This is a genomic window from Methylobacterium ajmalii, from assembly GCF_016613415.1.
Classification (GTDB): domain Bacteria; phylum Pseudomonadota; class Alphaproteobacteria; order Rhizobiales; family Beijerinckiaceae; genus Methylobacterium; species Methylobacterium ajmalii.
The window spans coordinates 100,379-118,518 of record NZ_JACWCT010000089.1; the positions used below are offsets into that span (position 1 = coordinate 100,379).

An 18,140-nucleotide genomic window follows, 5' to 3' on the forward strand; every position below is an offset into this window, starting at 1 on the left:
AGTTTCACTTGATGACTGCGCGTTTCGCCCGATATGCCTGGACGACTCGGACGATGCCGGGTTGCTCAGATCGGGGTGGAAGCTCGTGTCGGACGTCAACCTGGAGCAGCAGACTGAATTCGTCGGCCTCGCGGCCGACATCGTCTCGTCCTATGTGGCGAACAACAATCTTCAGGTGGCGGAACTGCCGGCTCTGATCGCCTCGGTGCACGCGTCGCTGACGGCGCTCGGCCGGCCGGCCGAGGCGCCGGTCGAAGAGACGCGGGCCACGCCGGCGCAGATCCGCAAGTCGGTCACTCCCGACCATCTGATGAGCTTCATCGACGGCAAGCCCTACCGGTCTCTCAAGCGCCACCTCACCTCGCAGGGCATGACGCCCGCCGAGTACCGCCAGAAGTTCGGTTTGCCGCACGACTATCCGATGGTCGCGGCGAGCTACGCCGCCCAGCGCTCGGCCCTGGCCAAGAGCCTGGGCCTCGGGCAGCGCCGCCGTGATGCCGCGGCGGCCGCCCGCGAGGAAGCCCTGCAGGAAGCCGCGCAGGAGGCACCCCGGGCCGAGGCTGCCGCCGACGAGGCGCCGCCGGAGAAGCCCGCCCGCCGCCGGTCGCGCAAGGCGGCCGAGTAGGATGGAGCTCGCCAATCCCTGGCGTCAGCCGCGGGGGCGGCGGCTGCCGTCGCGCGAGCGGATGCTGTTGCTCCTGACCGGGACCGCGATCGGGGCGGTCGGCATCGTGCTGTCGGGCGCCGAGCTGCTGGGGCATTGGCTCGGATGACCGGTCGGCCGCACCGGCACGCGGGCGTGGCCGGCCTCGTCCTCGCAGGCCTGGTTCTGGCAGGGGCGCCCGCCGCGGCGCGGGAGACGGGCGCGGCGCCCGCCGCCGCGACCATCCGGGCCTGCACCGGCAAGGCGCTGCCCGAGTACCGGAAGGGCGCCTGCCTCGACGACGCCGCCAAGGCGCTGCGCGAGCGGCTCGCGGCGGCCGTCGAGCGCAAGCTCGCCGCCATCGCGGCGGTCGCCACCCGTACGCCGAGCCCCGGGAGCCTCGCCGGCCGCGAGGATGCGGAGAACTGGCGCAAGGCGTTCCAGGCGGCGCAGGCCGCCTGGGAGGAGTACTTCCGGCGCCACTGCGACAGTCTCTACGACTTCGACTACCATGGCGGCTCCGCGGCGGGGACGCTCGCCTCGGAATGCAAGATCCGGCTGCTCGCCGCCCGGATCGACGAGATCGGGGACGGGGCTGCGCGCCGCGACGGAGCACGCCGATGACGGCACCGCTGACCTTCGAGGACGATGTCGAGGCGCGGCTAGGCGCCCTCGAGCTGATCGTCGCCGCGCTGCTGCGCGAGCGCATCGCCCGAGACCCCGACGCCCGTGAGGCGGTGCTGGAGGAGGTCCGGCGCGAGGCGCGGGTGCCGGTTCCGCCGACCCCGAAGACCGAGGCGGCCCTCGCCAAGGCGCTCGCCCTCGCGGAGATCATCTTGGCGCCCTGACGGACGCTCGTTCGGCGCCCTGACGGGCGTAGTTCGGCGTCTCGCCAGACACGGTTCGGCGCCTCCGCCGATCCGTCGGTCCGGACGGACGAAGGGCCGGTCCTTTCGGGCCGGCCCTTCTTTCTGTATGCCATCGCGCCGGGCAAGACCGCCCGCTCGCGAGAGCGGTTCAGGCGTCAGTAGCCGTAGCCATAGGACACGCAGGTCCCGTAGGCGTCGTCGTAATACGCGTAGGGACCACAGCCGGCGTAGGAAACGCCGTAGCCGCCGCCGTAACCGCCGTAATAGCCGACGTTCGAGAGCCCGTAGCCGAGCCCGAGACCCAGGCCGACCCCGGCGAGGCCGTAGCCCAGGCCGCGCCCGTAGCCGCCGCGATAGCCGTAGCCGCGATACCCGCCATAACCGCCGCGGTATCCGCCGAACCCGACGCCCCGGTAGCCGCCGCGGTAACCGCCGAGGCCGCCCCGGTAGCCGGCTCCGAGGCCGACGCCCCGGTACCCACCGCCGAAACCCGCGCCCCTGTAGCCGCCGCCGAGCGCGCCGCCGCGGAGCCCAGCCCCGCCGAAGCCGCCCCGGAAACCACCGCCGCCGAAGCCGCCGCCGCCGAAGCCGCCTCCCCGGAAGCCGCCGCGGGCATCGGCCCCGGCGGTGGACAGGGCGAGGGCGCCGGCCGCGAGGGCGGATGCGAGAACGAGATGCCTCATGGCACCACCTCCTAATCGTGAAGAAAGGGTTTCCTTCAGGGCCGGACAACGTCGGGCCGCTGGGGTGGTTCGAAGCCCTTTCGTCGCGCCTCGCCGGCTCGCGGGTTCGTGACCCGGCCGGGACCGCCCCGGGGACGGCGCCCCGGACCGCAGCGCCGCGCCGGGATCCGCCCTCTATCCCCGATGCGTGACCCGTGGCCCGCTCAAGGAGGGCCAGGGCTGGGCCGCCTCGAAGGCGCGCGACGCCGCGAGCACCCGGGCATCGGCCCCCATCGGCCCGACGATCTGCAGGCCGACCGGCAAGCCTGCTTCCGTCAGCCCGCAGGGTACGCTCGCCGCCGGCTGGCCGGTGAGGTTGAACGGGTAGGAGAACGGCGTCCAGTTCAGCCAGTCGTCGCCGAAGGCGCCGCCCGGCGGCGTCAGGTTGTCGGCCGTGAAGGCCGGGGTGGCGAGGGCGGGGGTCAGGAGCAGGTCGTAGGTTTGATGGAACCGCGCCATCGCGGTGAACAGGGCGCCCCGGGCGTTGAGGGCGGCGACGAAATCCGGCGCCGAGATCTGCCGTCCGCGCTCGGCTGCCGCCCGCAGGGCCGGCTCGACGAGGCTGCGCTGGTCCTCGGGGATTCCCCGCAGCACGCACCAGGCCCCGACGAGCCAGATGCCGTTGAGGGTCTCGACCGGGTCGGCGAAGCCCGGATCGGCCTCCTCCACGGTGGCGCCGAGATCCGCGAAGGCCTTGGCCGCCGCCTCGGTCAGCCGCGCCACCTCGGGGTCGATGCCGGTGGCGTAGCCGAGGCGCGGGCTCCAGGCGATCCGCAGGCCCCGCACCCCGTCCTCGAAGCCGGCGAGGTAGTCCGGCGGCTCGGCGAGCGCGGCCGCCATGTCGCGGGAATCGGGACGACTGATCGCCTGCATCATCAGGGCGGAATCGCGCACGCCCCGGGTCATCGGGCCGAGATGCGCCACCGGCCCGAACGGCGAGGGCGGGAAGGCCGGCACCCGGCCGAAGCTGGGTTTCAGCCCGTAGATGCCGCAGAAGGCCGCCGGGATGCGGATCGAGCCGGCCCCGTCGGTGCCGATATGCAGGAGCCCGAGGTTGAGCGCCGCCGCCGCGGCGGCCCCGGCCGAGGAGCCGCCGGTGGTCTTCTGCGTGTCCCAGGGGTTGCGGGTCGGGCCGGTATGGGTCGAGTCGCCGAGCCCCTTCCAGCCGAATTCCGGCATCGTGGTCTTGGCGAGCGGGATGGCGCCGGCCTCGATCAGGCGGTCGACGATCGGAGCGTTCTCGGTCGCCGGAGCGTCCGAGGTGGTGAGCGAGCCGCGCCGCATCGGATGGCCGGCCCAGGCGATGTTGTCCTTGACCGTGAAGGTGAGGCCGTCGAGGGGGCCGCGGGGCTCGCCCTTGGCCCAGCGCCCCGCGGAGGCGGTGGCCGCCGCCAGGGCGCCGTCGCGGTCGACGAGCACGAAGGCGTCGAGGTCCGGTCCGTGGCGGTCGATGCGGTCGAGGGCGTCGGCCACCACCTCCCGGGGCGACAGGGTGCGGTCGCGGTAGGCGTGCAGCGTGGCGGTGCCGTCGAGGTCGCGGATCTCGGTCATCGAATCTCCCTTCGATCGCATCACGCCGCCGGGTAGGTGCGCCCCTTCCAGGTGGCCACCCCCGCCCGGCGCGGGCGCAGGAGCGCGTTCCATTGCAAGGCCAGCGCCAACGCCACGGTGAGGGGATGGAGCGCGATCGTCCAGGGGTCTTCGCGGGTGGCAAGCGTGATCGCCGCGCGGGTGGCGAGCGACACGGCGAGCGCGGCGGCGGCGAGCGGCAGGCTGCCGGCACCCAGCAGCGCCGCGATCACGAGCAGCAGCGGCAGGACGTGGCCGGCGCCGAGCAGCAGGGTCCAGACCGGGAGCGCCCGGGGCGTCGCCATGCCCTCGTGGGCGTTCTTCGAGAAGCCGGCCCAGGCCTGGGAAAAGTCGGTGTACATCCGGCAGGTCGCGAGGTCGGTGGCCGCCACGAGGTCGGTGGCGAGGCCGGCGCCGCGGAACAACCGGGCCAGGCGCACGCCGTCGTGCAGGCACCCGCGGATCGCCCCGTGGCCGCCGACCCGGCGATAGGCCTCGGCCTCCACCATCACGATCTGGCCGCAGGCCGCGCCGAGGCCGGGATCGGTCAACCGGCGCATCAGCGGGATCGGCAGGTAGCCGAGCAGCACGAAGTTGATCATCGGCACGGTCAGGCGCTCGCCCCAGGTGCCGGTGACCTGCCGCGGCACGCCGCTCACGAGGGCGGCATTCGCCGCCGCGCCCGCCAGCGCCGCGGCGCCGCCGGGGGCGAGGCGCACGTCGGCGTCGATGAACAGGAGGTGGCGCCCGGTCGCGGCCTGCCCGAGGACGTGGCAGGCGTGGTTCTTGCCGGTCCAGCCCGCCGGCAGGGGCGGCACCGCGATCAGGCGCAGGCGCGGATCCCGCGCGGCGATCTCGGCGACGATCGCCGCCGTCGCGTCGGTCGAGTGGTCGTCGGCGACGATGACCTCGATCGGGACGCCGGTGCCGGCGAGCGCCGCCTCCAGGGTCGGGCGGATGTTGGCGGCCTCGTTGCGGGCCGGGATCAGGATCGACACGAGGCCGTCCGGCGCCGGCGCTTCCGAACGCCGGCGCAGGGCCAGGAGGTTCGTCATCGCGAGGCCGGCCGGCAGCAACGCCAGGGCCAGGGCGAGGACGTCCAGGGCGAGGCAGGCCAGGATCGTCACGGCGCCCGGCCCTCGCGATGGCCGGCGACGAAGCGGCGCCCGGTCAGCATCGCCGTCAGCCGGTGCCAGGCGTCGTAGACGCCGCCGACGCCGCGCCGCCCGTCGACGAGCGGGGTGAAGCGGGCGGGATCGCGGCTGCGCACGTCGGCGCCGAGGCGGTCGAGGGTCGCGGTCAGGTCGGCCTCCAGGCGGGCGAGGCGCTCCGGGCGGGGCAGGGCGAGGAGGTCGCGGGCTGGCACCGCCGGCCCGAAGGCGGCGCAGGCTTCCGCCCCGCGCTCCTCCCAGAAGGCGTAGTCGAGGGCGAGCGGCACCACCAGGGCGTCGGGAGCCAGCTCGGGCAACCGCGCGACGCCGGGGCGCAATCCCAGCGGCCGCTCGCGCACGTCGCTGAAGCGCCCTTGCGCGGTGATCCACATGACGCGCCCCGGCCGCTCCAGGATCTTTCGCGACGCGGCCATGAAGGCGGCCGCACCGCGAGGCGAATCGAGGTCGACCCCGAAGGCGCCCATGCGGGAGAAGATCCGGTAGCGGGCGAGCATCGCGGCGTCGAACGGCGCGTAGCTCTCGGCCTCCGGATAGAAGCGCTGGGCGAGCAGGATGATGATCGCCGCGTCCCACCAGGCCGGGTGGTTGCAGTAGATCACCACCGGCCCGGAGGCGGGGAGCGCCGGCGCCGCCCCCCAGCCGGCGATGCGCACGGCGTTGAGGTGGCGCCGGGCGTAGCGGGCGAAGTACACGCCCATGAAGCGCCAGACGGCGGGGGAGCGGGCGGCGACCGGATCGGGCGGCAGACCGCGCCCGGACGGGCGGGCCCGCCCGCTCACGAGGCCGCCTTCAGGTCCTCGGCGGTGCCCCGCGCGTCCTGGTCGAGGGCGTCGGCGGCGATCCAGCCCGACATCATCACCATCGGCATGCCCGGCCCCGGATGGGCGGCGCCACCCGCGAGGTAGAGGCCCTGCACCTCCCGCGAGCGGTTGCCGGGCTTGAACGCCCCCATGATCCGGCCGTGGGAGGCCAGCCCGTAGATCGCGCCGTTCAGCACCTTGTAGCGCGAATGGATGTCCGCCGGGGTCAGGTGGCGCTCGACGACGATGCGGTCCTCGATGTCCGGCATGCCGGCGGTGCGCTTCAGCTTGTCGAGGATCTTCTGCCGGTAGGCCGGCAGCATCTGCGACCAGTCGTGGTGCGGGCGGAGGTACGGCGTGTGGACCAGCACGTAGAGGGCCTCGCCGCCCTCGGGCGCGACCGACGGGTCGGTGACGCTGGGTGCCGCGAGATAGGCGGTCGGGTCCGGCGCCGGCTCGCCCTTGCGGTAGATCGCGTCGAACTCCTCCTCGGGGTCGCGCGAGAACACGAAGTCGTGGTGGGCGAGGTGGTCGTAGCGCTTGTTGAGGCCGAGATACAGCACCACGCCCGAACAGGCCGGCTCGAAGCTGCGCTTCTCGTAGGCGCGCCCGACCTCGCCGCCGACGAGCTCGCGATAGGTGCGCACCGCGTCCATGTTCGAGATCACGCGGTCGTACGGCACCACGCCGCCGCCGACCCGCACGCCCTTGACGGCGCCGTTCTCGATCGCGACGCCCTCGACGTCGCTGTTGGGCTTCAGGGTCGCGCCGAGGTCGCCGGCGAGCTTCATCAGCCCCTCGGCCACCGCCCGGGTGCCGCCCATCGGGTACCAGACGCCGTCGGCGGTCTGCATGTGGGCGATGGCGCAGAGCACAGCCGGCGCGCCGTAGGGCGAGGAGCCGACATACTGCACGAAGTGGTCGAGCATCTGGGCGAGGCGGGCGTCGCGCACCTTGCCCCGGATGGTGCCGGCGACCGAGGCGTGCATGCGCAGCGAGAGCACGTCGCGCAGGGTGCCGGGATTCAGGTTGGCGCGGATGTCGATCGTGTCGAATAGGTCCTGCACCGGCTTCCAGAAGAAGAATTTTTCCGAGACGCCGTGCAGGTGCTCGGAGAGAGCCAGGAAGCGCTTGTAACCCTCGCCGGCCTTCTGGCCGGGGGCGAAGCGGTCCATCTCCGCCGCCATCGTGGCGACGTTCTCCATCAGGTCGATGCGGCTGCCGTCGTCGAAGAAGCAGCGCCATTGCGGATCGAGCCGGCGCAGGTCCATGTAGTCGTGCACCGAGCGGCCCGACTCGGCGAAGATCCGCTCGAGCACCCGGGGCACCGTCAGGATCGTCGGCCCCATGTCGAACCGGAAGCCGCCCTCGTGCAGGACCGCGGCCTTTCCGCCGATCCAGGCGTTCTTGTCGTAGAGGGTGACGTCGTGCCCGCGCGAGGCGGCCACGCAGGCCGCCGCCAGACCGCCCAACCCGCCGCCGACCACCGCGACCGAGGACCCCGCCATCACGTTTCTCCCGAGCGGGCGAGAGCGCCCGTTCCCGACAAGCTAGGCCCGGGGAGAGGCGGGTCAACGCGCGGGCCTCGGCGCAAGTTGCCGCGCCGGAGGCATGCCGTTCGGTCAGGGACCCCGGGACGACCGGGCGGGTTGACCCGCCAGAAGCGGCCCTGCGGCCGCACCGGAGACCCGCCGCCATGATGACCGTTCTTCATAAGACGCCCCTCGTCCTCGCCGGCCTCCTCGGCCTCACCCTCGCCGGCCCGGCTTTCGCCCAGCAGGCCCTCGACATTACGGTGAGCCCGCGCGCCGCGCCGGCCGACCCGCTCTCGACCGGCAGCGTCCGGCCGCAGCGCCCGAACCCGAACGTGACGCCGAGCAACCCGATGGGCGTCGTCGGCTTCGACGGTCCGCCCGGCGGCACCACCAGCGTGATCGGCGACGATGGACCGCTGCCCCCCGGCTCGCCCGCCGCGACCCCGGATGCGCCCTTCGCCCGGCCGTGAGGCGAACGCCTCGGACACCCTTGGCGAGGTCACCGGCCCGCGACGTTTTCGCCGAGGATCCGGTTGACTCGCCACGCCGCCGCCGGGTAAGTCACGCGCCTCCGCACGGGCGGTGCTCCGCATCGCCCGGCGTCGGCGTTCGCCCAGGATGGTTTCCATCCCGGACGGGCGCCGCGAGCCCGTTTTTCAATCCGCGCCCGGGCGTTCCGGCGCACCGACGTGAGACCAGACCGATGAAGATCCGCAACTCGCTGAAGTCGCTCCGCGGCCGGCACCGTGACAACCAGCTCGTGCGCCGCAAGGGCCGGGTCTACGTCATCAACAAGACCCAGAAGCGCTACAAGGCCCGCCAGGGCTGAGGCGTGCATGGCGCGCTGCGGGGGATGCCGCGGCAAGCCATCGCGTTGACGGGACCGCACCGGCGCCGGACAGTGCCGGCATGCGCCGTCTCTCTCTCTCGATCTGCATGACGGCCGGCCTCCTCGGAGCGCCGGCCTTCTGCGTTCTGGCGACCGCCTCCGCCGCGACGGCGGCCCCGGAGGCGCCCCGCAAGGATGCGCCCAAGGAGGCCCCGAGGGCGCCCGTCACCCTCGACGACCTCTTCGCCCGGCTGAAGGCGGCCAAGGACGACGGCGAGGCCCGCGGCGTCGCCCAGCTGATCGAGCGCCGCCTCGACCGCTCCGGCAGCGACACCGTCGACCTGCTGGCGAGCCGCGCCGCGGAGGCGATGCAGGCCAAGGACTATCCCCTCGCCGTCGAGCTCCTCGACCGGGTGACGGTGCTGGAGCCCGGCTGGGCCGAGGGCTGGAGCCGGCGCGCCACCGCCTTCTTCCTGCTCGAGGACCAGGCGAGCGCGCTCGCCGACCTGCACCGCACCCTCAGCCTGGAGCCGCGCCACTTCGAGGCCTGGGCGGCGCTCGCCCACATCTACATGGCGAGCGACGACAAGGGCCGGGCGCTCGCCGCGTTCCGCCGCGCCGAGGCGATCTATCCCCGCATGGGCAAGGTCCACGAGGCGATCGAGCGCCTCGCCCCCGACGTCGACGGCCGCGACCTGTGACCGACCGGCCGCCGCGCCGGTCCAGAGGACGGATCTCCCGCGTGCTGACCCTGATCGCCGGCCTCGTCGCCGGCACCGTGCTGGCGCTCGCCGCCGCGGGCCTGCTGGCGACCTGGATCATCACCCTCGTGGTCGAGGCGCGCTATCCCCCGGCGGGCCGCCGGGTGGCGGTCGAGGGCGGGCACCTCGCGGTCATCGAGGCCGGCCCGGGCGAGGGGGCGCCGAGCCGCGGCACGGTGGTGCTGCTGCACGGGGCGTCCGCCAACGCCATGGACCCGATGCTGGCGATCGGCCGTCGTCTCGCCGGCGACGGCTTCCGGGTGCTCTCCTTCGACCGGCCCGGCTTCGGCTACAGCGACCGCATCGCCCCGGACGCCGCCTCGCCGGCGGTGCAGGCCCGGCTGATCGCCGAGGCGCTTGCGGCGATGAAGGTCGGCTCGGCCCTGGTCGTCGGCCATTCCTGGTCCGGCGCGCTCGCCACCGCACTCGCCCTCGACTTTCCCGAGCGCGTCGCCGGCCTGGCCCTGCTCGCCCCCGTGAGCCATCCCTGGCCCGGCGGCTCGGTCGGGGGCTACGCCGCCTGGTACCGCTCGCTGCCCGGGCGGATGCTGCTGAACCTCGCCACCTACACGGTCGCGGCGCCGCTGGGCTTCGCCACCCTCGACCGCTTCGCCGAGGTGGTGTTTCGCCCGCAGGGGCTGCCCGTGGGCTACCTCGACGGGGCGCGGGTGCCGCTGATCCTGCGCCCCTCGACCTTCGCGGCGAATCTTCGCGACCTCGACGGGCTCTACGCCTTCCTGGAGCGGCAGAGCCCGCGCTACCCCGCCATCACCGCCCCGACCGTGATCGTCGCGGGCGACATCGACCCGGTGGTGAAGACCGACATCCACGCGAGAGCGCTCGCCCGCGAGGTGCCCGGCGCCCGGCTCGTGGTGCTGCCGGGCGTCGGCCACATGCTGCAATACATCGCCGCCGACACGGTGGTGGCGGAGATCGAGGCCCTGGCGGCGCGCGAGCGGGTGGGGGCGGACTAGAGCCTTTTCCGACGAAGTAAAAACCGGTTCGTCGGAGAAAATGCGACAAAACAAATGCTTAGAGAGCTTCGCGATTGCAACGCGATCGTGAAGCTCTCTAGCCCCCGATCCCGTCGCGGCTCTTCGCGCGCGGCCCGGTCACGCCTTCGCGGCGTGCTCCGGCGTCACGGTGGCGATCCGCACGAGGTTCGTCGCCCCCGGGGTGCCGAAGGGCAGGCCTGCCACCACGATCACCCGGTCGCCGATGCCGGCGAAGTTCTCCCGCACCGCGAACTTGCAGGCGCGGAACGACATGTCGTCGATGTCGCTGGCGTCGTTGGTGACGATCGGGTGGGTGCCCCAGGCGAGCGCGAGGCGCCGCGCCGTCTCGCGCTTCGGGGTCAGCGCGATCACCGTCGCGTCGGGCCGGGCGCGGGCGAGACGGAGCGCCGTCGAGCCGGAGGCGGTCCAGGCCATCACGGCCTTGAGCCCGAGCGTGTCGGCGATCTGGTGGGCGGCCGCCGCGATGGCGTCCGAGGCGGTCGATTCCGGCTGGTTGCGCTGGGCCGCGATGATCGACCAGTAGATTCCGTCGCGCTCGACCTGCTGGGCGATGCGGTCCATGGTCGAGACCGCCTCGATCGGAAACGCGCCCGACGCGCTCTCGGCCGAGAGCATCACCGCATCCGCCCCCTCGTAGACCGCGGTCGCCACGTCCGAGACCTCGGCCCGGGTCGGTACGGGAGCGGAGATCATCGATTCGAGCATCTGCGTCGCCACCACCACCGGCTTGCCGAGGCGGCGCGCCCCCCGGGTGATGCGCTTCTGCACGCCCGGCACCTGCTCGAGCGGCATCTCGACCCCGAGGTCGCCGCGGGCGACCATCAGCCCGTCGGCCACCGCCATGATCGCGTCGAGGGCCGTCACCGCCTGCGGCTTCTCGATCTTGGCCATCACCAGGGCGCGGCCCTGCGCCACCGCCTTGACCTCGGCCACGTCCTCGGGCCGCTGCACGAACGACACCGCGATCCAGTCGGCGCCCGCGGCGAGGCCGGCCTCGAGGTCGAGGCGGTCCTTCTCGGTCATCGCCGCGACGGGAATCGTGGTGTCGGGCAGCGACACGCCCTTGCGGTTCGAGATCTTTCCGCCGGTCACCACTCGGGTCACCGCCCGGCCGGGCGCGACCTCGGTGACGACGAGGCGCAGCTTGCCGTCGTCGACGATCACCGCGTGGCCGGGCTCCAGGGCCGACAGGATCTCGGGATGGGGCAGGTGGACCCGGGTCGCGTCGCCAGGCGTCGGGTCGTCGTCGAGGACGAAGTCCTGGCCGTTCTCGATCATCGCCGCGTCGGCGGCGAAGCGGCCGACCCGGAGCTTCGGCCCCTGCAGGTCGACCAGCACGGCGATCGGCCGCTTCAGCTTCTGCTCGATGCTCCGGATCGTCGCCACCCGCTCGCTCAGGCGCTCGCGCGGCAGGTGACTCATGTTGATGCGAAACACGTCGGCGCCGGCGGCGAACAGCGCCTCGATCACCGCCGGATCCTCGGAGGCCGGGCCGAGGGTCGCGACGATCTTGGTGCGGCGGGCGCGCTTCATGGGTGTGTCGTCCGAGGGTGTGCGATGGGCGGAGGGTGGACCGTACGGAAAGCCGGTCGGTGGCCTCGGGTCAATTGGCGATTTTGGGTCGGGGGCAAGGGGCGGGCGGCCTAGCGGAACCGTGCGGAGACGAAGCACGACCGACGCGCACGGAGCGTGAGCGAACCGCCGACGGTGCCCGGCCAGCGCCAGAACGTGCCCTGGAGCCCTTCGCCCAAGCCGGGTTTTCGTATACACCCAGACGATGCTGTTCAGCTACGACGAGCCGAAGCGGCAGGCAAACCTGGCAAAGCACGGCTTCGACTTCGCGGAGTTCGAGGAGGCATTCGATTTCGACCGCTACGCCGTCCTGCCGGCCAAGCCCAGCCCCACCGGCCGCACCCGGCACAAGCTGGTCGGCACGTGGTACGGCGTGACCGTTGTCGTGGCGATCGTCTCTCCGCTCGGCTCGGAGGCGATCGACATCGTCAGCATCCGTCACGCCGCCCGTAAGGAAAGAGCCATCTATGACGCGCTCTAGGCACGCTCCAGGCTACGTCCCGAATCCGAATTATTCCCAGGAAGATTGGGACGAGGTGTCCGATAACCCGCCTCTGACGGACGAGGAACTGTCCCGGCTTCGGCTCGGGCCGGAAGGACTGCCTCCGGATCTCGCGACTGCCTTCAGAAATCGCGGCGGACGCCCGAAGGCCGACGCGAAGCGCGTTCCGATCTCGCTACGCGTCGATGCCGAGGTGCTGGCCGCGTTCAAGGCGACGGGGCCGGGCTGGCAGACCCGGATGAACGAGGCGCTGGCAAAGGCGGCGCGCAAGTTGCGGGCGGCGTGAGGGCCGGCGATTCGATCTGAGGTTCCGCCGCGCCTTCGAACCGATCACTGGCTGGTGGTGGCCGGCGGGCCGCACGCGATGGCGCTACGGACGCCTCGGGGGCTGAAGTGACGGAACTCTGGATCTACGTCTACGTGGCGCTTTCCATGGTCGTCCTCGCCACGGGCTACGGCGCGATGCGTCTCGACGAGCGCGAGACGAGGCAGGGTCACGGCAAGCGATGAGACGCGGTACCGTCCGCGTTCCGTGAATGCCGCCAAGCCCCGCCCCCGATCTCGCAAGCCGCCCCTCACGGCCCCGCCCGCCCAGGATCGGTGAGCTGTATCGTCCAGCTCTTCTGCTCCCCCGTATCGACCTCGAAGAAGCCGTTGCGGTCGTAGCCGCGGGCCAGGCAATCCTCGACGCCCCGGATGGTGAACTCGCGGTCGCGGGTGCACATCAGCGAGCGGCCGCTCCACTCGCCGCCGCGGTCGTAGTCGACCGCGAAGACGTAGTAGTAGCGGGCGGCGAGCGCGCCCTTGAGCAGGGTCTCGCAGCCCTTGGCCGAGAGGTTCCACCAGCCCTCCGTCACCCAGCCGCCGGAATCCCGGTAGCCGAGCGCGATGCCGATGCGGCTGCCGGTCATGTTGCACATCCGCAGGTCCGCCCGCGCCGGCCCGGCGCCCATCAGGGCGAGGAGCGGGAGCGAGAGCAGCGCGGCGCGGCGGAGGGAGGGGAGGTCAGCCAACCAGGATGATGCGGAGGTCATTGACGTTGGTGCGGGTGGGCCCGGGGCGGACGAGGTCGCCGATCCGGTCGAAGAACGGGGTCGAGTCGTTCTCTCCCAAGCTCGCCCGCGCGTCGAGCCCCGCCGCCGCCGCACGGGCCAGCGTCGTTGGATCGATCATCGCACCGGCCGGGTCGGTCGCCTCGCCGCGGCCGCCGTCGGTGCCGTCGGTATCGGCCGAGAGCGCCGCGATGCCGGGGGCGCCGTCGAGGGCGAGCGCCAGCGCCAGCGCGTATTCCTGGTTCGGCCCGCCCTGGCCCTCGCCCCGGATCGTCACGGTCAATTCGCCGCCGGAGATCAGCGCCACCTTGCGGCCCGCAGCCGCCATCTCGCGGGCGAGGGCGGCATGCGCCGCCGCGACCTCGCGGGCCTCGCCCTCGAGGTCGGCCCCGAGCAGCACCGGCTCGTAGCCGGCCGCTTGCGCCGCCGCGGCGGCGGCCTCGATGGCCTCGACCGGCCGGGCGATGATCCGGAACTCGCTGCGGGCGAAGGCAGGGTCGCCGGGCTTCGGGCTCTCGTTGGCGGGGTCGTTCAGCAGCGCCTCGGCGGAAGCGGGCAGGGGGATGCCGCGGCGGGCGCAGATCGCCCGCGCGTCGGCGAGCGTCGTCGGGTCCGGCACCGTCGGGCCCGAGGCGATCACCGCGGGGTCGTCCCGGGGCACGTCGGAGATCGCCAGCGTCAGGATGCGGCCGGCGTTGCGGGCGGCTCCCGCCAGGCGCCCGCCCTTGATCCGCGAGAGGTGCTTGCGCACGCAGTTGATCTCGTCGATCGCCGCGCCCGAGCGCAGGAGCGCCCGGGTGATGCCCTGCTTCTCGGAGAGCGTCAGGGCGCCCGCCGGCGCGATCCAGTTGGCCGAGCCGCCGCCGGAGAGGAGCACCAGCACGAGGTCGTCGGGACCGGCGGAAGCCGCGAGGTCCAGCGCCCGTTGCGTCGCCGCGATGCCGGCCTGGTCCGGCACCGGGTGGCCGGCCTCCACCACCTCGATCACCCCGGCCGGCTCGCCGTAGCCGTGGCGGGCCACCGCCAGCCCGGCGATGCGGGCCGGGTCGACCCCGTGCGCCCGGTAGTGCCGCTCGGCGAGCGCCGCCATGCTGGCCCCGGCCTTGCCGGCGCCGAGGATCACCAGCCGCCCGGCCGGCACGGGGGGCAGATGCGGCACCAGGCAGCCGCGCGGATGGGCGGCGGTCACGCCCGCATCGAGCAGGCGCAGCAGCAGGGCGCGGGTCTCCGCGTCGGGGGTCTCCGAGGGGGAGGCGTCTCGGTGGGAGGCATCGGTCACGGGGGGCGGCTCCTCTCTGGGCGGCGATCACGCCGGGCTGTCGGTCACGGTTCGAACCGGCTTCGTACCGGTCTCGTTCTCGTCTGTTAGGGTGAGGTCGTCCGGGCGCGCCGCGGCCGCGCGACCGCGATCCCGGCCAGGATCAGGCCGCCGCCGAGCCCCTGCAGGGGGCCGAGCGCCTCGCCGAGCACGAGCCAGGCCAGGAGCGCGGCGGCGATCGCCTCGAGGAAGATCACCAGCGAGGAGAAGCCCGCCGGCAGGCGCCCGAGCGCCACCGAGAGCAGCCCCTGGCCGCCGGCATGGCTGATCAGCGCGAGCGCCAGGAGGCCGGCGGCGGCCCCCGGGGAGCGCGGCAGGACCGGCCGGGTCTCGAGGAGCGCGACCGCGCCGAGGAGCACGAGCGCGGTGACGCAGGAGGCCACGAAGGTGACGCGGGCGGCGCCCATTCCCCGGGCCCGGGCGCGCTCCACCGTGAGGAAGTAGAGGGCGAAGAAGAGCGCGGTGATCACCCCGTCCCGGTCGCCGGCGAGGCGGCTCGGATCGACCTGGACCGACTGCCCGACCAGGGCGGCTCCACCGAGGAGGCACAGCGCCAGGCCGGCGAGCGTGCGGCCGGCGGGCCGGCGGCGCAGGCCGATCCAGGCGAACAGCACCACGAAGACCGGCGCCGTGGTGGCGAAGAAGGTGGCGTTGGCCACCGTGGTGCCGAGGATCGCGAGGTGCCAGAACAGGAGGTCGCCCGAGAAGGCGAGCCCGGCGAGCAGCGCCGAGGGGGTGATGCCGCGGCGCAGGTGCGGCGCCCGCGCCTCCTCCCAGCGCATCCAGCCCCACAGCACCGGCAGCGCCAGGGCGACGCGCCAGAACGCGCTGGCGAACGGCCCGACCTCCGGGCTGACCACCCGCACCAGGACCGGCGACAGGCCCATCGCCACCGCGCCGGCGACGAGGGCGGCGAGCGCCGGGCCGAGATCGGCGGTAGCCGGCGGGCCGGCGGCCGGGGCGCCGGCGGCGAGGTCGGGCAGGGGGGTGCGGGACATCGGCGGGCCTTCGCGCAGCGCGCTCCCGGAGCGGGGGAATCGTCGGTCGCGTCCGTCACTATGGCATGTCGCGCCCGGCGTCACCGTGGCGCACCGATGGAGGCCGCCCCGCCATTTGGGTATGGAGGACGGCCGGATCCCGCCGCGCGCCCTCGGGCGCGGCCGGGCTCCTCCCTCGTCTACCCCCAAAAGACCGATCGCCCGGATGACCGCCGCTCCTTCCCCCCGCCACCCGCCCCAGCCCGTCGAGACGGTTCCCGGCGATCCCGGGTGCGGCCTGCTGCTCCTGTGCGACCACGCCTCGAACGCGGTGCCGCCGGACCTCGACAACCTCGGCGTCGCCGCGCCGCATTTCGAGCGGCACATCGCCTACGACATCGGGGCGGCGGCGGTGACGCGCGCGCTCGCCCGGCGGCTCGGGGCGCCGGCCCTGCTCACCACCTTCTCGCGCCTGATCATCGATCCCAATCGCGGACGCTCCGACCCGACCCTGGTGATGCGCCTCTCCGACGGGGCGATCGTCCCGGGCAACGCGCGGATCGGGCCCGACGGCGTCGCCGAGCGGCTGGCGCGCTTCTACGACCCCTACGACCACGCCATCGACGCCGCGGTGGCGGCCGCGATGGAGGCCGGCGCGCCGCCCGCGATCGTGACGGTGCACAGCTTCACCCCGGCCTGGCGCGGGGTGGCGCGGCCCTGGCAGGTCGGCATCCTGTGGGACCGGGACGACCGCCTCGCCGGCCCGCTGATCGCAGGGTTGCGCGCCGACCCGGCCGGGTTCACGGTCGGCGACAACCAGCCCTATGGCGGCGGCCTGCCGGGCGACACGATCGACCGCCACGCCATGGCCCGGGGCCTGCCCAACGCCCTGATCGAGATCCGCCAGGACCTGATCGGCGACGCGGCCGGGGCGGAGGACTGGGCCGCGCGTTTCGCCGCCCTGCTGGGGCCGTTGGTCGCCCGCGCTTGACCGGACGGGCGCACGCCCCGACTTCCCGTTCGCACTGGCCGAGAGGAACTTCCGATGGACGGCATCGACGACACCACGCGCACCGAGCTCGAGGCCGCGGTCTTCCGCCGCCTGGTCTCGCACCTGCAGGGGCGCACCGACGTGCAGAACATCGACCTGATGAATCTGGCGGGCTTCTGCCGCAACTGCCTGTCGAACTGGCTGAAAGACGCCGCCGACGCCCGCGGCCTGGCCCTCACCAAGGACCAGAGCCGCGAGCACGTCTACGGCATGACCTACGACGAGTGGAAGGCGCGTCACCAGAACGAGGCGACCCCCGAGCAGGCGGCGGCCTTCGCGGCGCGGGCGGAGAAGCACTGACGACTTCCGTCCGCGCCGGGGGGAGGGCGAGGCGCTCCGGAGCCTCGCCCGGCCCCGGTCGCGCAAGAACTCGGTAAGGTTGCGCATCTATCAAGATCCGGGAAGGCGTGCCGCGAAGGCCGCCATCCGTCAGTGGGTTGGGGTGCCTGATGGCCGCGTCCGCCCGCGGCGGCACCGGACCCGTCGGCAAGGAGATTCGTGAATGAACGCGCACAGCATGCCGGATGCCGACGTCGCCTCGTCGGGCGTCGCCGCCGAGGAGCTCAAGCAGTTCATCGAGCGCATCGAGCGCCTGGAGGAGGAGAAGGCCGGCCTCCAGGGCGACATCAAGGACGTGATGCTGGAGCTCAAGGGCCGCGGCTTCGACGTGAAGGCGGTCCGCACCATCCTGCGCCTGCGCAAGAAGGACCATTCGGAGCGCCAGGAGGAGGAGGCCATCCTCGAGCTCTACATGCAGGCCCTCGGCATGGCGTAGGCCCCGCACGGGACCTCGGGGCCCGGGCCGGGCCTGAGGGCTCGCGCCGCTCCGGCTGGCCCGCCGGGATGCGAGGCGCGGATCGGTTCTCTCTCCGCGGAGAGGAGACGATCCGCGCTCGTCCCGTTTCGGGCGTTCACCGCCGTATCACCCCGCCGATACGCCCGCGCCGGGAACCGGCGCCGCGGGCCCGGACGTTCGGGACGGATGGAGACCGCGATACCCACGACGCCCGACGCCACCCCTCGTGCCGCCGCGCCCATAGCGGCGCCCCTCGGCACGTCCTCGGCGGCCGAGGGCTTCCGCTACGCCGACCTCACCCCGGCGACGGACTTCCTGAGCGTGCTCGACGACGCGCAGTACCGCCCCGTGCCGGACGGCTGGTGGGTGGCGGTGACCGACGTGGTCGATTCCACCGGTGCCATCGCGGCGGGGCGCTACCGGGCGGTGAACTTCGCCGGGGCGGCGGTGATCGCCGCCCTGCGCAACGCCCTGGACCGGCGTGAGCTGCCGTTCGTGTTCGGGGGCGACGGGGCGAGCGTCCTGATCGCGCCCGACGAGGAGGCGGCGGCCCGGGCGGCGCTCGCCGCCACGGTGGCCTGGGCCCGCGACGCGATGGCCTTGAACCTGCGGGCCGCCCTGGTGCCGGTCCGGGAGATCCGCGCCGCCGGCCACGCCGTGGAGGTGGCGCGCTACGCGCCCTCGCCGGACGTCGCCTACGCGATGTTCATGGGCGGGGGCCTCGCCTATGCCGAACGGGTGCTCAAGCGCGGGCTCCATGCCGTGGCGCCGGCGCCGCCCGGCACCCAGCCGGACCTCACCGGCCTGACCTGCCGGTTCGAGCCGGCGCGCGCCCGGCACGGCCTGATCCTGTCGGTCCTGGTGGTCGCGGCCGACGGCGCCGACCGGACGGCGGCCCGCGCGGCGATCGCCGACGTCGTGCGCCTCGCCGGCGAGGCGCCGGCCCGCGGCCACCC

23 protein-coding genes are annotated in these 18,140 nt (G+C 73.6%); 14 read left to right on the forward strand and 9 right to left on the reverse strand.

Going from position 1 to position 18,140, the window contains the following annotated elements:
* Positions 1-85 precede the first annotated feature (85 nt).
* Genes HPY23_RS33165 through HPY23_RS17285 form a run of 4 tightly spaced genes read left to right on the forward strand, consistent with a single transcriptional unit; the run spans position 86 to position 1,491 of the window.
* Positions 86-625 (forward strand): Ros/MucR family transcriptional regulator, encoded by a 540-nt coding sequence (locus HPY23_RS33165; protein ID WP_244537579.1) that lies wholly within the window; start codon positions 86-88, stop codon positions 623-625.
* Position 626: 1 nt separating this feature from the next.
* A complete protein-coding gene (locus HPY23_RS17275) occupies positions 627-773 on the forward strand; it encodes a hypothetical protein (protein WP_167543900.1) in 147 nt (48 codons plus the stop codon).
* A complete protein-coding gene (locus tag HPY23_RS17280; RefSeq protein WP_091886819.1) occupies positions 770-1,267 on the forward strand; it encodes a lysozyme inhibitor LprI family protein in 498 nt (165 codons plus the stop codon). Before HPY23_RS17275 ends, HPY23_RS17280 begins: the two co-directional genes overlap by 4 nt.
* Positions 1,264-1,491, forward strand: a complete 228-nt coding sequence (locus HPY23_RS17285; protein WP_060846191.1) for a hypothetical protein — start codon at positions 1,264-1,266, stop codon at positions 1,489-1,491. The genes HPY23_RS17280 and HPY23_RS17285 overlap by 4 nt, the downstream gene beginning before the upstream one ends.
* 176 nt (positions 1,492-1,667) lie before the next feature.
* Here HPY23_RS17285 and HPY23_RS17290 read toward each other — a convergent pair whose 3' ends face one another.
* The 5 genes from HPY23_RS17290 to HPY23_RS17310 all read right to left on the reverse strand — a co-directional run bounded on the left by HPY23_RS17290 (position 1,668) and on the right by HPY23_RS17310 (position 7,283).
* Positions 1,668-2,195 carry a hypothetical protein gene (locus HPY23_RS17290; RefSeq protein WP_091886822.1) on the reverse strand — a complete coding sequence of 176 codons (528 nt, stop codon included), beginning with the start codon at positions 2,193-2,195 and terminating at the stop codon, positions 1,668-1,670.
* Positions 2,196-2,369: 174 nt separating this feature from the next.
* A complete protein-coding gene (locus HPY23_RS17295; protein WP_091886825.1) occupies positions 2,370-3,785 on the reverse strand; it encodes an amidase in 1,416 nt (471 codons plus the stop codon).
* Between the two features lie 20 nt (positions 3,786-3,805).
* On the reverse strand, positions 3,806-4,858 hold the full coding sequence (locus tag HPY23_RS17300) for a glycosyltransferase family 2 protein (protein ID WP_091887044.1): 1,053 nt from the start codon (positions 4,856-4,858) through the stop codon (positions 3,806-3,808).
* Positions 4,859-4,926: 68 nt separating this feature from the next.
* Complete coding sequence (locus HPY23_RS17305; RefSeq protein WP_175539966.1) at positions 4,927-5,673, reverse strand: lysophospholipid acyltransferase family protein; 747 nt, start codon at positions 5,671-5,673, stop codon at positions 4,927-4,929.
* A gap of 77 nt (positions 5,674-5,750) precedes the next feature.
* Positions 5,751-7,283, reverse strand: coding sequence for a phytoene desaturase family protein (locus tag HPY23_RS17310; protein WP_060846187.1), 1,533 nt, complete (start codon positions 7,281-7,283; stop codon positions 5,751-5,753).
* A gap of 188 nt (positions 7,284-7,471) precedes the next feature.
* On the opposite strand from HPY23_RS17310, the gene HPY23_RS17315 reads away from it, so the two are divergent.
* The 4 genes from HPY23_RS17315 to HPY23_RS17330 all read left to right on the forward strand — a co-directional run bounded on the left by HPY23_RS17315 (position 7,472) and on the right by HPY23_RS17330 (position 9,874).
* Complete coding sequence (locus HPY23_RS17315; RefSeq protein WP_060846186.1) at positions 7,472-7,780, forward strand: hypothetical protein; 309 nt, start codon at positions 7,472-7,474, stop codon at positions 7,778-7,780.
* A gap of 233 nt (positions 7,781-8,013) precedes the next feature.
* Positions 8,014-8,139 carry a type B 50S ribosomal protein L36 gene (ykgO, locus tag HPY23_RS17320; protein WP_012334921.1) on the forward strand — a complete coding sequence of 42 codons (126 nt, stop codon included), beginning with the start codon at positions 8,014-8,016 and terminating at the stop codon, positions 8,137-8,139.
* 80 nt (positions 8,140-8,219) lie between these two features.
* On the forward strand, positions 8,220-8,840 hold the full coding sequence (locus HPY23_RS17325) for a tetratricopeptide repeat protein (RefSeq protein WP_091886836.1): 621 nt from the start codon (positions 8,220-8,222) through the stop codon (positions 8,838-8,840).
* Between the two features lie 41 nt (positions 8,841-8,881).
* The gene (locus HPY23_RS17330; RefSeq protein WP_244537581.1) at positions 8,882-9,874 is read left to right on the forward strand and encodes an alpha/beta fold hydrolase; all 993 of its coding nucleotides are present in this window, start codon (positions 8,882-8,884) and stop codon (positions 9,872-9,874) included.
* Between the two features lie 138 nt (positions 9,875-10,012).
* On the opposite strand, the gene pyk is transcribed toward HPY23_RS17330, so the two are convergent.
* Positions 10,013-11,449, reverse strand: coding sequence for a pyruvate kinase (gene pyk, locus HPY23_RS17335; RefSeq protein ID WP_060846183.1), 1,437 nt, complete (start codon positions 11,447-11,449; stop codon positions 10,013-10,015).
* 244 nt (positions 11,450-11,693) lie between these two features.
* On the opposite strand from pyk, the gene HPY23_RS17340 reads away from it, so the two are divergent.
* Together HPY23_RS17340 and HPY23_RS17345 are read left to right on the forward strand one after the other, a co-directional pair.
* The gene (locus tag HPY23_RS17340; RefSeq protein ID WP_091886842.1) at positions 11,694-11,969 is read left to right on the forward strand and encodes a BrnT family toxin; all 276 of its coding nucleotides are present in this window, start codon (positions 11,694-11,696) and stop codon (positions 11,967-11,969) included.
* A 55-nt stretch (positions 11,970-12,024) separates the two neighbouring features.
* Positions 12,025-12,276, forward strand: a complete 252-nt coding sequence (locus HPY23_RS17345; protein WP_244537582.1) for a BrnA antitoxin family protein — start codon at positions 12,025-12,027, stop codon at positions 12,274-12,276.
* Between the two features lie 289 nt (positions 12,277-12,565).
* Here HPY23_RS17345 and HPY23_RS17350 read toward each other — a convergent pair whose 3' ends face one another.
* The 3 genes from HPY23_RS17350 to HPY23_RS17360 form a co-directional block, all read right to left on the reverse strand.
* Positions 12,566-13,024, reverse strand: a complete 459-nt coding sequence (locus HPY23_RS17350; protein WP_407942748.1) for a DUF1036 domain-containing protein — start codon at positions 13,022-13,024, stop codon at positions 12,566-12,568.
* Complete coding sequence (locus HPY23_RS17355; RefSeq protein WP_091886848.1) at positions 12,996-14,321, reverse strand: glycerate kinase type-2 family protein; 1,326 nt, start codon at positions 14,319-14,321, stop codon at positions 12,996-12,998. The genes HPY23_RS17350 and HPY23_RS17355 overlap by 29 nt, the downstream gene beginning before the upstream one ends.
* 86 nt (positions 14,322-14,407) lie before the next feature.
* Positions 14,408-15,358: a DMT family transporter gene (locus tag HPY23_RS17360; RefSeq protein ID WP_091886851.1), complete on the reverse strand. Its 951-nt coding sequence runs from the start codon at positions 15,356-15,358 to the stop codon at positions 14,408-14,410.
* 205 nt (positions 15,359-15,563) lie between these two features.
* Here HPY23_RS17360 and HPY23_RS17365 point away from each other — a divergent pair, with 205 nt between their 5' ends.
* From HPY23_RS17365 to HPY23_RS17380, 4 genes are all read left to right on the forward strand, one after another.
* Entirely contained in the window at positions 15,564-16,328 is a 765-nt protein-coding gene (locus HPY23_RS17365) for an N-formylglutamate amidohydrolase (RefSeq protein WP_091886854.1), read from the forward strand.
* Positions 16,329-16,382: 54 nt separating this feature from the next.
* A complete protein-coding gene (locus HPY23_RS17370) occupies positions 16,383-16,688 on the forward strand; it encodes a DUF1244 domain-containing protein (protein ID WP_060846177.1) in 306 nt (101 codons plus the stop codon).
* A gap of 217 nt (positions 16,689-16,905) precedes the next feature.
* Positions 16,906-17,163 (forward strand): DUF2312 domain-containing protein, encoded by a 258-nt coding sequence (locus HPY23_RS17375; RefSeq protein ID WP_236012505.1) that lies wholly within the window; start codon positions 16,906-16,908, stop codon positions 17,161-17,163.
* A 207-nt stretch (positions 17,164-17,370) separates the two neighbouring features.
* A partial coding sequence (locus HPY23_RS17380; protein ID WP_200649651.1) for a DUF3095 family protein occupies positions 17,371-18,140 on the forward strand: 770 nt, incomplete at its 3' end.

Bases quoted from the DNA above. Each gene is read 5' to 3' on its own strand.
- HPY23_RS17305 (WP_175539966.1), bottom strand. From the start codon at position 5,673: ATGGGCGTGTACTTCGCCCGCTACGCCCGGCGCCACCTCAACGCCGTG.
- HPY23_RS17285 (WP_060846191.1), top strand. From the start codon at position 1,264: ATGACGGCACCGCTGACCTTCGAGGACGATGTCGAGGCGCGGCTAGGC.
- HPY23_RS17375 (WP_236012505.1), top strand. From the start codon at position 16,906: ATGCCGGATGCCGACGTCGCCTCGTCGGGCGTCGCCGCCGAGGAGCTC.
- HPY23_RS17300 (WP_091887044.1), bottom strand. From the start codon at position 4,858: ATGACGAACCTCCTGGCCCTGCGCCGGCGTTCGGAAGCGCCGGCGCCG.
- HPY23_RS17365 (WP_091886854.1), top strand. From the start codon at position 15,564: ATGACCGCCGCTCCTTCCCCCCGCCACCCGCCCCAGCCCGTCGAGACG.
- HPY23_RS17275 (WP_167543900.1), top strand. From the start codon at position 627: ATGGAGCTCGCCAATCCCTGGCGTCAGCCGCGGGGGCGGCGGCTGCCG.
- HPY23_RS17340 (WP_091886842.1), top strand. From the start codon at position 11,694: ATGCTGTTCAGCTACGACGAGCCGAAGCGGCAGGCAAACCTGGCAAAG.
- HPY23_RS17360 (WP_091886851.1), bottom strand. From the start codon at position 15,358: ATGTCCCGCACCCCCCTGCCCGACCTCGCCGCCGGCGCCCCGGCCGCC.
- HPY23_RS17310 (WP_060846187.1), bottom strand. From the start codon at position 7,283: ATGGCGGGGTCCTCGGTCGCGGTGGTCGGCGGCGGGTTGGGCGGTCTG.
- pyk (WP_060846183.1), bottom strand. From the start codon at position 11,449: ATGAAGCGCGCCCGCCGCACCAAGATCGTCGCGACCCTCGGCCCGGCC.
- HPY23_RS17280 (WP_091886819.1), top strand. From the start codon at position 770: ATGACCGGTCGGCCGCACCGGCACGCGGGCGTGGCCGGCCTCGTCCTC.
- HPY23_RS17350 (WP_407942748.1), bottom strand. From the start codon at position 13,024: ATGACCTCCGCATCATCCTGGTTGGCTGACCTCCCCTCCCTCCGCCGC.
- HPY23_RS17290 (WP_091886822.1), bottom strand. From the start codon at position 2,195: ATGAGGCATCTCGTTCTCGCATCCGCCCTCGCGGCCGGCGCCCTCGCC.
- HPY23_RS17315 (WP_060846186.1), top strand. From the start codon at position 7,472: ATGATGACCGTTCTTCATAAGACGCCCCTCGTCCTCGCCGGCCTCCTC.
- ykgO (WP_012334921.1), top strand. From the start codon at position 8,014: ATGAAGATCCGCAACTCGCTGAAGTCGCTCCGCGGCCGGCACCGTGAC.
- HPY23_RS17325 (WP_091886836.1), top strand. From the start codon at position 8,220: ATGCGCCGTCTCTCTCTCTCGATCTGCATGACGGCCGGCCTCCTCGGA.
- HPY23_RS17295 (WP_091886825.1), bottom strand. From the start codon at position 3,785: ATGACCGAGATCCGCGACCTCGACGGCACCGCCACGCTGCACGCCTAC.
- HPY23_RS17370 (WP_060846177.1), top strand. From the start codon at position 16,383: ATGGACGGCATCGACGACACCACGCGCACCGAGCTCGAGGCCGCGGTC.